Genomic DNA, 12,414 nt, shown 5'->3' with positions numbered 1-12,414 from the left:
AGATGTTATAAGAGACAGCGTTTTGAGCTAGCACGAGCAGGCCTGTCTCCGCAGCGGCACGCCAGCGGCCACAACCGTGGAAAACCATGTAGCGAAGATCTTGATTCAGGTTGTGGTCTCTTTACGCCAACGGCGTTAGACACACCTAGCCTAGGGTCAGGTCTTGTGAGCGCAGCGAGCAAACCGCCACCCTAGGTTGCGAGCTTCAAAACGGTTGTTCAGGGGATGCTGCGTTGGCCACCGCTTTTGGCATCGAACTTGTATCCGTGCTTGTGTCGCACAATTTCGCCTTCCACCAAATAGATCACTTCCTCGGCTAAATTTTCAGCTAAATCGGCGATCCGTTCCAAGTGCCGCGACGCGCTGAAGCAGTGCACCGCCGGTTCAATGAGATCATTGTCCCGCTTCATCAGTTCCTGCAGCTGATCGATGATGACTCGATTGAGCGTGTCGACGAGGTCGTCCATCTTGATCACATCCACAGCCATTCGCGAGTCGCTGTTGACAAACGAGTCCAAGGCGCGGCGCACCATTCCGATGGTCGCGTCCACCATTTCGGATAATTCCTCGGGGACCCGGAACAAAGGAAATGACGCCAATGCTTTAGCGCGTTCGGCGATGTTACAAGCGGTGTCGGCCATTCGTTCGAGTTCACCGTTGATTTTGATCACTGCGATCAATTGTCGCATGTCTCCGGCAACGGGTTGGTGCAACGCCAACAGCTTCAAACACTCCTCTTCGATCTTCACATCCGTCGCATCGACCCCGGCATCGCTTTCGACCACACGATCGGCTAAATCCGGGCGACGCTGGACCAGCGATCGGACCGCCAGTTGAATCATTTGTTCAACGACGGTGAATTGTTCGACAAGTTGTTCACGCAGACTTTCCAGTTCGCGCTCAAGCAATTTTGACATCAGTGATGATCAACCAAATTTTCCGCGAACGTAATCGTCCGTCTGATTTTTATCCGGATTCGTAAACATCTTTCGCGTTTCGCCGGATTCGATCAAGCGGCCTTCGAAAAAGAAAGCCGTTCTGTCGCTACAACGTGACGCTTGTTGCATGTTATGAGTAACGACCACAATCGTGTACTGGGAACGCAACTCAAACATCAGGTCTTCGATCGCAAGCGTGCTGGCCGGGTCGAGCGCGCTGCAGGGTTCGTCCATCAACAGCACCTCGGGGCCCATCGCGATCGCGCGCGCGATACACAACCGTTGTTGCTGGCCGCCGGACAAACCGAGCGCCGGTCCCTGCAGGCGATCTTTCACTTCGTCCCAAACCGCTGCCTTTTGCAACGCCCATTCCACCAATTCGTCCAGCTCGGATTTGGTCGTTTTTAAATGCAAACGAGGACCGAAGGCCACATTGTCGAAAATGCTTTTGGGGAACGGGTTCGGTTTCTGGAACACAATTCCGATCTTGCGCCGCAGTTTGACGACATCGACGTTGGGGTCCAAAATATCGACATCAACCGTTTGCTCGTCCGGTCGATCACTCAACAGACTGATTCCGCCCTTGGCTCGCGCTCCGGGGGTCAGATCGTTCATGCGGTTGATCCATTTCAGCAACGTGCTTTTCCCGCACCCGCTGGGGCCGATGAATGCCGTGACCTGGTGTCGCGGAATGTCCAGCGTCAAATCCTGAAGCGCTTGGAAATCGCCGTACCACGCGTTGAAATTCTGAATGCGAATCAACGTTCGGCCGCGCTGCGATTGAGGATCAGTGGGCGTCGTATCGGTGGTCGATGAAAGGGGCATGACGTTTATCGTATCACGGTTGTGATTGCTGAATTTTGTGGCGGATCAGAATCGCAACCGAGTTCAAAATCAACAACGTCACCAGCAGTACGATGATGGCGGCGGCCGAAAGTTGTTTGAATTCTTGCTGTTGGCGCCCCGCCCAGTTGAAGATCAGCACCGGCATGGTCACCGCATTGTCCATCAGGTGCCTTGGTCCGGACTCTTTTGAAATCGTTGCGCCCAAGACCATCAGAATTGGAGCGGCTTCGCCGATCGCGCGCCCCATTGCTAGAATCGCGCCGGTCATGATCCCTGGCACGGCAGCGGGAAAGGTCACATCACGCACCGTTTGCCAATTCGTTGCCCCCAATCCCAGTGACGCCTCACGCAATGACGACGGAACGCTGCGCAGCGCCTCTTGTGATGCGATGATGATGATCGGCAGGATCACCAGCCCCAGGGTCAACCCACCGGCCAAAAAACTTCTGTCCAACGGCAGTCGGAAATAGTACCACGCTTTGTCGGTGACTGTTCCGCCGGTTGTTCCGGCAGCGACCGTCCGCCGGCGGACTTCTGGATCTTTCGGTTGCGGTGTTCCCGGCGCCCAAACGTCGATCGCGATCGGATTCCAATCCTGGTCCAACCCGTCAAGAGGGCGGTCGATCGTGATCTGATTTTGGTTGCGATTGGTCTGCGGGATGAATACCGCGTGATCGGGTTCCAACGTCAACACTTGGTACAGGTGCTTGGCTCCCATGAGTTCCCAGCCCGATGACTGATTCACCTGGATTTGACCAAACAGGTTGAACATGTAGACGAACATCGTCAGGCCAAGCAGACCGTAGACAATGGACGGGACACCGGCCAAGTTGGAAACATTCAGTTGCACAAAACTACGAAGCCGCAATAGCCAACGGTTACGTGGTTTGAATTCCTCCAAAAAGATGGCTGTTCCGATGCCCAGCGGCAACGCCAGCAATCCACAGGTGCCACACACCAGCAGGGACCCCACAATCGCCGGCCACATGCCACTCCGCTGGGGCTGGAGTTCGCTATGTGATCGCGTCAGCAAATCGGTCGACAGTCGCGACTGGCCTTCGATCCCAATCGACATCAACAACACGACCAAAATCGCCACGCTCAACAGAGCAATGGCGACACACAGCGCATAGAACGCCGCGCTAAACTGTTTGCGACGTTTGGTGTAGCGGGCAATCTTGTTTGCGTCATGCCGGGTCAGCGCCACGGGCAACTTGTTCATTCGTAGGACTCCTGGAACCGCCGCCGAATCATCTGTCCCAGTAACGTCATCAAGAAAGTGATCGCGAACAACGTAACAGCGACCGCGTACAGACTGAAATGCTGCACCGTGCCGTATTCGTTCTCACTCTTAATCATTTCGACGATGAATCCGGTCATCGTTTGAGCTTGTCGAGTGGGGTCGGCCGAAAACGTTGGCAATGTTCCCGCCGCCAAAGCCACGATCATGGTTTCACCGATTGCGCGGCTGAATGCCAATAGAAACGCAGACACGATCCCGCTAAACGCCGCCGGAACGACGACTTTCACCGCGGTTTCGTAGGGTGTGCAACCAAGCCCATAAGCTCCTTCACGCAAACTATTGGGAACGGCCCGCATCGCGTCCTCGGACAAACTGCACACCATCGGCAGACAAAGGATGCCAACGGCGATACCCGCACTGGTGGCATTGAAGGTTGCGAACCCGCCACCACTGAACCACTGCAGGCTAGGGCTGATGACCAGGATGGCAAAGTATCCAAACACGACCGTCGGCACACCCGCGATGATTTCCAAAGTGGGTTTCAACCAGCTACGAATCCAGGGCGAGGCAAACTCGCTCAGGTAGATCGCCGTGATCAGCCCCAGCGGCAGCGCGATCAACATCGCTACGGTGGTCACACGCAGCGTGCCACTTAGCAGCGGCAGGATGCCGAATTTCGATTGCTGCAGTTGTTTACTTTGCAGCGCCGTCCATTCGGTGCCGGTCACAAACTCGCGCAACGTGATCTGATCGCTACTGAAAAATCCAACGCTTTGGCTGATCAACATGTAGATGATGCCGACCGTGATCAGGACCGTTGTCAATGCACAGAGCGCCAAACAGGAAACGATCAATCGTTCGGACAACATTCCCGTGGTGGTCGATTTGAAATCTTGCTCTTGAAGGGCTTTTGGAAGCGCCATCGGTCACCTACTGGCCAAGATTCGTCGGCAAGAAAACGTCGGCCAAGGCCCCGCTGCGTACCTCGCCAGCGGAGTTGATGTAGTGAGTCCCGGTTTGCTTGGCATGATAGTTTCCGATGCTCCGTTGCAGCAATTCTTGCGGCAGTCGAACGTAAGCGACTTTTTCGCACAACCAGGAAACATTTTCGAGATAGAAATTCACAAACGCAGCGACTTCCACACGCCTCAGTGATGCAACGCTGACATAGATGAACAACGGCCGACTGAAGGGGGCGTAGCGACCGCTGATGATTGCGTCAGCGGTCGGCAGATACGCAACTCCATCGCTGGGATTGACGATTTTGACCGCCTTTAAACTCTGCTTGCTCTCTTCGTAGTAGGCCACTCCAAAAAAACCAATCGAATACTTGTTTCCGGCTACTCCTTGCACCAAGACATTGTCGTCTTCGTTCAAATTCATGTCTCTGCGAAGCAACTGCCCTGAATCGCCCACGACGACTTCGCGAAAGTAGTCATAGCTGCCACTGCCGGTCCCCGGGGCATACAGATCGATTGCCTGATCGGGCCAACGGGGGTCAACGTCGCTCCATTTTTTTGCTGCCTGTTCAGCGACAAACAATTGTTTCAATTGCGGCACGGTCAAGGCGTCGACCCAATCGTTTTGCGGGTGCACGACGATCGTTAATCCATCGTAGGCAACCGGCAATTCAAGAAACTCGACGCCATGCGTCTTGCACTTTTCTAGCTCGGTGGGGCGAATCGGTCGCGAGGCGTCGGCGATGTCGATCTGTTTACTTTGAAACTCGTCAAAGCCATTGCCGGTGCCCGCGCCGTTGACGGTCACTGTCACGTCAGGAAAACGCTGCAGAAACGCTTCGCGAACCGCATTGCTAATAAGCAGCGAGGTGCTACTGCCGTTGATTTTGATAGAACCTTTCAGGTTTGAAACGGATGGAGCAACAGGATTTGGCGCGGTTGGCTGATCGCATCCGGCAACCAACAGCGAGCAGATCACCAGTGATCGGATCAGCCGCGATGCGGTCATACGGTGAGTGGTTTTCAATCAGCCGCCTCACGGACTTTCTCCAAAATCTCCAACAGCACCGTGTCGGTTTCAATCCCTTCGGCTTGAGCTTCGAAGTTCAACAGCACGCGGTGCCGCATGGTCGGTAGATAAACGCGGCGGATGTCTTCGAAGCTGACGTTGAAACGGCCTGCCAAGATCGCGCGGACTTTGGAGGCCAATGCCAGCGTTTGAGCACCGCGAGGGCTGGCACCCCAGCGGACGTATTGGTTGGTCGCATCAACCGCGTGCGGACCGTCGGGGTGCGTCGCCAACGTCAGTCGGACCAAATAGTCGCGAATCGGGGGCGTCAGCACAACATCACGGACCATCGATTGCATCTGGCGAATCTCCGCACCGTCCATGACTTTGTCGATCGGCGCCTGCTCGCCGCGAGTGGTGCGTTCGACAATCAGGTTCAAATCGTCGCGGTTGCTGTAGCCGACAACCAATTTGAACAAGAACCGGTCCAACTGGGCTTCCGGCAGCGGATAGGTTCCCTCTTGCTCGATCGGATTCTGCGTTGCCAGGACAAAAAACGGTTTGTCCAAATCATAACGCGAACCGGCGGCCGTCACGGTGCCCTCTTGCATCGTTTCCAACATCGCCGACTGGGTTTTCGGAGTCGCACGGTTGATTTCATCGGCCAGCAAAATCTGGGTGAACACAGGCCCACGTTGGAATTCGAACTTTCGATGCCCATCCTCGGATTCCACGATCATATTGGTGCCCAAAATATCTGCGGGCATCAGGTCAGGTGTGAATTGAATGCGATTAAAATCAAGGTCCAAAACCTGGGACAAAGTTCGCACCAGCATGGTTTTCCCCAACCCGGGGACGCCTTCCAGCAAGCAATGGCCGCCACACAGCATGGCCGTCAACACGCCTTGAACGATGTCATCATGTCCGACGATCACCCGTCCGATCATTTCACGCACCTCTTCATAGCGGCTGCGAAAATGTTCGGCTTTGGCGAGAGTCGATTCGTCAGCGTTGGTCATGGATCACCCAAAAGAGAAGTCGAGAGAGCTGGTTCACGGCGATCGACAGTTTAGCGTCTTCGTTGCCGGCGGTGGTGGCACGCGACCGCATGTTTTAAAGCCAGCGCTATAACAATTCACTCTCCCGCCTTGCGGGAGAGTCGGACGTCTAAGCGGCCGGAGAGGGTTTTTGGAAAGCCCCTCTCCGGCCCTGAGAGGCCGACTCTCCCAAGGGAGAGTGAAGAGATCGAAGCAGCAATTTGCCGAGTCATTTGAGTTGAAAAGGTTGAAACGCGCCAGCGTTTTCTAAAGACCAACGGGCGAAAAAATGACTGCCGGCGGCGTGAAACCATGTGCCGCCGTCGGCTTCAAAACTCACGCGTCGGGCTACCAAATCAACGGCCCGCTCGGCAGAAGAGACGGAGGTCCAAACGGTCTGAGAGGCTTGCTTTGCCTAGGGAGCGGGAAGAGGTCGATGCGGCAATTTGTCTGTCCGTTTCAATTGAAAACTAAGTTCAACGCGGCTTCGAAATGATTCACTATTCCGCGTTGAAAGTTCGGTTCCAACCGCCGTTGACGTTGATTGTTTGTCCGGTGCAAAAGGAATTCGCGGGATCGGCAACAAAACAAACCGCCCGGGCGACGTCTGCTGGTGTCCCCCATCGCTGCATCAGAGCGTCGCGTTTTGCGCGGCGGTCCCAGTAAGAATCGGTTTGGTTTCCCCAGGCCGTTTGGATCCACCCGGGGGCGATCGTGTTGACTCGAATATCCGGTGCGACCTGTTGTGCCAAACTGGACGCATAGGCCGTCACCGCGGCTTTGACCGGCGCAAACATTTGGCCCGCGTCGCCGTCCATTCCCTGTAGCGCCTGGTCCCAGCCGATAAATGTGATCGAGGCCGGCGGATCAGTGCCACCGACCGGCAGTCGCTGGACGACCCGTCGCGTCAGATCGATCGTCCCGAACACATCGGTTTCCATTAAAACACGCAATTTTTGATCAAACGGCCATTCACTTGCCGGGCCGGTCAGGACGTCCGCGCCGGCATTATTGACCCAGGTCGTCGGCGGTCCGAAAAAATTCCAGACATCATCGACCAACCGCCGGCGATCCTCCGCCTGGCACAAATCGCCGCGGACGATTTCGGTCGCCACGCCCATTTCACGAATCTGGTCGGCGGTTTGTTCCGCCCCGTCACGGTTGTTGCAATAATGGACCAGCACAGCAGACGACGAATCCGCTGCGGGTCGTGGTGCCGAATCCGCTGCCGAATCGTCGGTTGCCAGTGGGTTCGGTGGCAGCGATTCGATCTGTCCGGGTGCGTTTCTGCCGGCCACGATTCTGCCTGCCAGCGACAACGCGATGGCGCGTCCGATGCCTGACGATGCGCCGGTCACCACCGCACGAATTTTCATCGTCTGACTTTTCGCCGCCTGTATCTCCACTTTGTCCCTCACCCTGGATTGCAACGTAAAACGATAAACTGCTGCGAAGTAGACGGCATTGACGTTTTAAACGCAGCGGACGACCCTCTCAAGCGGGGGAGGATGGCCGGCGGCCGCTGGCGAAAAAAATTTGACAGTGGCTTAGCGTTTTCCGGTCTATAGAACACAATGGGACCGTAATCCCCGTGGTAGCGCCGTGCCCTTGCCGTGACAAGGCATTGGCGGCTAACCTTTTGGGGTTACGCAAATGCCGTAAATTCCGCAGACAGGATTGTCTTTGGCGTTGAACCAACCGTTACGGCGAAATGAACTGGGAATGTTAGAGCTGCGAAATTGCCTCAAGGGAAGTAACTTGTAATGTCGGATTCGAAAACAATGGCCCAGGACGAAGTGAAAAAACAACTCGGCGAACTCGAACGGAGCGCCGAAGTGGATGTTGATGCCGCCGAAACCAAAGAGTGGATGGCATCACTGGAATATGTTCTGAAGAGCAAAGGACAAGATCGCGTTCGATTCCTTCTGGAAAAACTCCGCAATCGCGCTGCCGAACAAGGCGTTCAAGCGGCGGCTGATACCACGACCCCCTACCTGAACACGATCCCGGTGTCGGAACAGCCGGCCTATCCTGGCAACCGTGATTTGGAACGACGGATCAAATCGATCATTCGCTGGAACGCGATGGCGATGGTCGTCGGTGGCAACAAACGTGGCGGCGGCGTTGGCGGTCACATCAGTACGTTTGCCTCGAGCGCAACCCTGTATGAAGTCGCTTTCAACCATTTCTTTCAAGGCCGCGGGGAAGACGGCTACAGCGGTGACTCGGTCTATTTCCAAGGTCACGCTTCACCGGGCATGTACAGCCGGGCTTATGTCGAAGGCCGATTGACCGACGAGAAACTGGCCAACTTCCGGCGTGAATTGGCACCCGGTGGTGGACTCAGCAGTTACCCACACCCTTGGTTGATGCCGGATTTCTGGGAATATCCCACCGTCTCGATGGGCCTCGGCCCGATCATGTCGATCTACCAAGCTCGGTTCAACGAATACCTGCGTGACCGTGGCATCAAAGACACCAGCGGTCAACGGGTTTGGGCCTTCTTGGGCGACGGCGAGTGCGACGAACCAGAGACACTCGGCGCGATCGGATTGGCGTCTCGTGAAAAACTGGACAACCTGATCTTCGTCATCAACTGCAACCTGCAGCGGTTGGATGGACCAGTTCGTGGCAACGGCAAAATCATTCAAGAGCTGGAATCGATTTTCCGTGGTGCAGGCTGGAACGTTATCAAAGTCGTGTGGGGTAGCGAGTGGGACGAGTTGTTACAGCGTGACACGACCGGTTTGCTTGCCAAACGGATGGGCGAAGTCGTCGACGGCCAATACCAAAAATACTCCGGTATGCCCGGCAGTTACATTCGCGAACACTTCTTCGGCAAGTACCCCGAGCTGTTGAAGTTGGTCGAGAATTTCAGTGACGAAAAACTCGAGAAAATGCGTCGCGGCGGCCACGATCCGGAAAAGGTCTATGCGGCGTATCAGCAAGCCGTCGAATCCAAAAACGGCAAACCGACTGTCGTGTTGGCGAAAACCATCAAAGGTTACGGTCTGGGCGAAGCCGGTGAGGGACGCAACGTTGCTCACAACCAGAAAAAGCTAAACGAAGCGGAATTGTTGGAGTTTCGGTCGCGATTCGGCATCCCGATCAGCGACGAAGAAGTCGTCAACACGCCGTTCTACAAGCCGCCGGCCGGCAGCAATGAAATCAAGTACCTGCAACAGCGCCGTGAAGCGCTCGGCGGCTACCTGCCATCCAGGCCGACTGAGCATCCGACGTTGGAAGTCCCGTCGCTAAGCGACATGGGGAAGACCATCAAACGGTTGGAAGACAAAAGCGTCAGCACGACGTTTGCTGTCGTGCAAACGTTGATCGCACTTTGCCGAGACAAAAAGATCGGCAAGTACATGGTGCCAATCGTTCCGGACGAATCGCGAACCTTTGGCATGGAAGGCATGTTCACGCAGTTCGGGATTTATGCCCACGCCGGCCAATTGTATGAACCGATCGATTCGGCGATTCTGCAAAAGTACAAAGAGGCCCAGGACGGACAGATTTTGGAAGAGGGGATCACCGAAGCCGGTTCGATGGCCAGCTTCAATGCAGCCGGGACGGCCTATAGCTGTCACGGCGTCAACATGATTCCGTTCTTTATCTATTACAGCATGTTCGGTTTCCAACGGATCGGTGACCTGATCTGGGCCGCCGCCGATATGCGTGCCAAAGGTTTTCTGATTGGTGGAACCGCCGGTCGAACCACGCTCAACGGTGAAGGGCTTCAGCACCAAGACGGTCACAGCCTGCTCAACGCGATCGCTTTCCCGACAGTCCGTGCCTACGATCCCGCATTCGCCTACGAGGTGGTCGTGATCATCCAGCACGGATTGCAAAAGATGTACGGCGAAGGTGAACAATGCATCTATTACCTGATGAGCGAAAACGAAGAGTATTCGCATCCGTCGATGCCCGAGGGCTGCGAAGATGGCATCGTCAAAGGGATGTACAAATTCAGAAGCCGCGAAGTCAAAGATGCCAAAGCCCGTGTGCAATTGTTCGGTAGCGGTGCGATCTTGAATTGCGTGCTGGCGGCTCAGGAATTGTTGGCGGAAAAATACGGTGTCGCCAGCGATGTTTGGAGTGTGACCAGCTACACCCAGCTGCGGCGTGACGCTGCCGCCTGCGATCGATGGAACATGTTACACCCGACCGAAACGCCTCGGGTCAGCTACCTAGAAGAAACGCTGCAAGGCGTCGAAGGCCCGTTCATCTCGGCCAGCGACTATGTTCGTGCACTCGCTGAACAACTAACACCTTGGATTCCAGGCGACTATTTTGTTCTGGGAACCGATGGGATGGGACGCAGCGAAACCCGCGAAGCCTTGCGTCGGCACTTCGAGGTCGATGCCGAATCGGTTACCATCGCCACACTCAGTCGGCTTTGCAAATCCGGTGTCTTCAAACCCGCCGATGTTCAATCGGCGATCGAAGACCTCGGGTATGACGCAGACAAACAAGATCCGTATTACGCCTAGTTCGTATTCTCCCCCCCTCAATAACTGCGGTGGCACGATGCCGCCGTGTCGAATTCCACTTTCGCTCAATACACCCTGTCATGGCCACCGAAGTTACTCTCCCCGATCTTGGCGACGGCATCGAATCCGGTGACGTTTTGGAAGTCTTTGTCTCCGTCGGCGATGTGATCACTGAAGGTCAGGACATCGTTGAAATGGAAACCGACAAAGCGACGGTGCCCGTTCCATCAACGGTCGCCGGAACAGTTGCCAAGATTGTTGTCGGCGAGGGCGACACGGTGCCAATCGGTGGCGTGCTGATCGAAGTCGAAGCGGCGTCCGGGTCCGCTGCCCCGGAAAAAGCTCCCGAGCCGGAAGCCGCACCGGCCAAGTCTGAACCGGCTGCCGAAGCACCGCCGGCAGCACCCGAACCACCGCCGGTAGAACCCAAAGCACCGGCTGCGGAACCGCCTGCCGCTGCTGCCGCACCACAACAAGCCGCACCACAGCAGCCTGCACCCGCGACTCCGCCACCGGCAGCGCCCGCACCCGCAAAGCCTGCTCCTGCGGCCCCCGCTTCGTCCAACACCGACAGTGGGCCGATCCCAGCCGGCCCCGCCGTGCGGCGATTTGCGCGCGAAGTCGGGGTGGACTTGAACCGCGTCACCGGAACCAGCGAAGGCGGACGAATCAGTCGCGACGATGTGCTGGCGGCGGTGCGTGCTGCCAACCAATCCGCCAGTCAGCCGGCCGCTGCACCCGCGCCCCAGAGCACTTCCAGCACCTCGGCGGCACCGCCCGCGTCCAGCGGTGGCGCTGTAACCGGTCGGCCAGGGACGCCGGCCACCGATGATTTTGGCAACGTGCACGTCGAACGGATGAGCAAAATCCGCAAGACGATCAGCAAACAAATGCACGTCAGTTGGTCCAGCGTGCCACGCGTGACCAACTTTGATGACGCGGACATCACCGAACTGGAACGGCTGCGTCAATCCAGCAAGTCCGACTATGCGGCGCAAGGATTGAAGCTGACAACGATGCCATTCTTGATCAAGGCGGTGGCGACAGCCTTGAAACACCACCCGGCGATCAACGCAACGATCGACGAAGAAAACGAGCAGCTGATTTACAAGGATTATGTCAACGTCGGGATCGCGGTCGATACCGATCGCGGGCTGGTGGTCCCGGTCATGAAAGACGCCGACACGCTAAGCATTCCCGGTACCACCCGCGCGCTAGCGGATATGGCAGGCAAAGTCCGTAGCGGGCAATTTGCTGTGAACGATTTGCGCGGTGGATCGTTTACGATCAGTAACTTGGGGGCGATCGGTGGACAATACTCAACGCCGATCGTGAACGTTCCCGAAGTCGCAATCCTGTTGGTCGGCCGCAGTCGAAAATTGCCCGTCGTGATGCCTGACGACACGATCGCCCCACGGCTGATGATGCCGCTGTCGCTGTCCTACGATCACCGCTTGGTCGATGGTGGGACTGCCGCACGGTTCTTGAACGACGTGATTAGCTACCTTGAAGCCCCCAGTCGTCTGCTGCTGGCATTCTAGTCGCCACTTCAAGACGTATTGCGTATGTCTGCTTTTGTGGCTGGGCCCAGTGAGCCCGGCCACGGTGTTTTGAAGCCAGCGCTATCACGTGGGGCATTGGTTTTTGGTAACCCGACGCGTGAGTTTTGAAGTTGCGCTTTTATGGTAACCCGACCGGGCTGTTGATTTAATTAGCCGGTCGCTAGTTGGTGTGGAGGATTTATCCGACCGGCTTTATTCTTCGCAGAAAACCCTCACTCGAGTTGGATAAATCCTCCACACCAGCGCCGTTGAACTGACGCGTCGGGTTGCGATAAGAGCCTTTTCAACGCAAATGACTCGGCAAATTGCCGCTTCGATCTCTTCACT

General features: G+C 56.1%; 9 protein-coding genes. 2 read left to right on the top strand and 7 right to left on the bottom strand.

Features of this window, described 5'->3' with window-relative positions; genetic code table 11:
* Positions 1-218: 218 nt before the first annotated feature.
* From phoU to NHH03_RS03330, 7 genes are all read right to left on the bottom strand, one after another.
* A complete protein-coding gene (phoU, locus tag NHH03_RS03360) occupies positions 219-917 on the bottom strand; it encodes a phosphate signaling complex protein PhoU (RefSeq protein ID WP_253154330.1) in 699 nt (232 codons plus the stop codon).
* Positions 918-926: 9 nt separating this feature from the next.
* On the bottom strand, positions 927-1,763 hold the full coding sequence (pstB, locus tag NHH03_RS03355) for a phosphate ABC transporter ATP-binding protein PstB (protein WP_253154329.1): 837 nt from the start codon (positions 1,761-1,763) through the stop codon (positions 927-929).
* Positions 1,764-1,776: 13 nt separating this feature from the next.
* Positions 1,777-3,006 carry a PstA family ABC transporter permease gene (locus NHH03_RS03350; RefSeq protein WP_253154328.1) on the bottom strand — a complete coding sequence of 410 codons (1,230 nt, stop codon included), beginning with the start codon at positions 3,004-3,006 and terminating at the stop codon, positions 1,777-1,779.
* Entirely contained in the window at positions 3,003-3,950 is a 948-nt protein-coding gene (gene pstC / locus NHH03_RS03345; RefSeq protein ID WP_253154327.1) for a phosphate ABC transporter permease subunit PstC, read from the bottom strand. The genes NHH03_RS03350 and pstC overlap by 4 nt, the downstream gene beginning before the upstream one ends.
* 7 nt (positions 3,951-3,957) lie before the next feature.
* A complete protein-coding gene (locus tag NHH03_RS03340; protein WP_253154326.1) occupies positions 3,958-5,013 on the bottom strand; it encodes a PstS family phosphate ABC transporter substrate-binding protein in 1,056 nt (351 codons plus the stop codon).
* A complete protein-coding gene (locus NHH03_RS03335; protein WP_253154325.1) occupies positions 5,010-6,014 on the bottom strand; it encodes an AAA family ATPase in 1,005 nt (334 codons plus the stop codon). Before NHH03_RS03335 ends, NHH03_RS03340 begins: the two co-directional genes overlap by 4 nt.
* 518 nt (positions 6,015-6,532) lie before the next feature.
* Positions 6,533-7,408 (bottom strand): SDR family NAD(P)-dependent oxidoreductase, encoded by an 876-nt coding sequence (locus tag NHH03_RS03330; RefSeq protein ID WP_253154324.1) that lies wholly within the window; start codon positions 7,406-7,408, stop codon positions 6,533-6,535.
* A gap of 387 nt (positions 7,409-7,795) precedes the next feature.
* Here NHH03_RS03330 and aceE point away from each other — a divergent pair, with 387 nt between their 5' ends.
* Both aceE and NHH03_RS03320 read left to right on the top strand, forming a co-directional pair.
* Positions 7,796-10,525, top strand: coding sequence for a pyruvate dehydrogenase (acetyl-transferring), homodimeric type (gene aceE, locus NHH03_RS03325; RefSeq protein WP_253154323.1), 2,730 nt, complete (start codon positions 7,796-7,798; stop codon positions 10,523-10,525).
* A gap of 80 nt (positions 10,526-10,605) precedes the next feature.
* The gene (locus NHH03_RS03320) at positions 10,606-12,066 is read left to right on the top strand and encodes a 2-oxo acid dehydrogenase subunit E2 (protein ID WP_253154322.1); all 1,461 of its coding nucleotides are present in this window, start codon (positions 10,606-10,608) and stop codon (positions 12,064-12,066) included.
* Positions 12,067-12,414: the final 348 nt, after the last annotated feature.

This window comes from Stieleria tagensis (genome assembly GCF_024129865.1).
Lineage (GTDB): Bacteria > Planctomycetota > Planctomycetia > Pirellulales > Pirellulaceae > Stieleria > Stieleria tagensis.
This window is presented reverse-complemented; position numbering and strand designations above follow the sequence as displayed.

Bases quoted from the DNA above. Each gene is read 5' to 3' on its own strand.
- phoU (WP_253154330.1), bottom strand. From the start codon at position 917: ATGTCAAAATTGCTTGAGCGCGAACTGGAAAGTCTGCGTGAACAACTT.
- pstB (WP_253154329.1), bottom strand. From the start codon at position 1,763: ATGCCCCTTTCATCGACCACCGATACGACGCCCACTGATCCTCAATCG.
- NHH03_RS03350 (WP_253154328.1), bottom strand. From the start codon at position 3,006: ATGAACAAGTTGCCCGTGGCGCTGACCCGGCATGACGCAAACAAGATT.
- pstC (WP_253154327.1), bottom strand. From the start codon at position 3,950: ATGGCGCTTCCAAAAGCCCTTCAAGAGCAAGATTTCAAATCGACCACC.
- NHH03_RS03335 (WP_253154325.1), bottom strand. From the start codon at position 6,014: ATGACCAACGCTGACGAATCGACTCTCGCCAAAGCCGAACATTTTCGC.
- NHH03_RS03330 (WP_253154324.1), bottom strand. From the start codon at position 7,408: ATGAAAATTCGTGCGGTGGTGACCGGCGCATCGTCAGGCATCGGACGC.
- aceE (WP_253154323.1), top strand. From the start codon at position 7,796: ATGTCGGATTCGAAAACAATGGCCCAGGACGAAGTGAAAAAACAACTC.
- NHH03_RS03320 (WP_253154322.1), top strand. From the start codon at position 10,606: ATGGCCACCGAAGTTACTCTCCCCGATCTTGGCGACGGCATCGAATCC.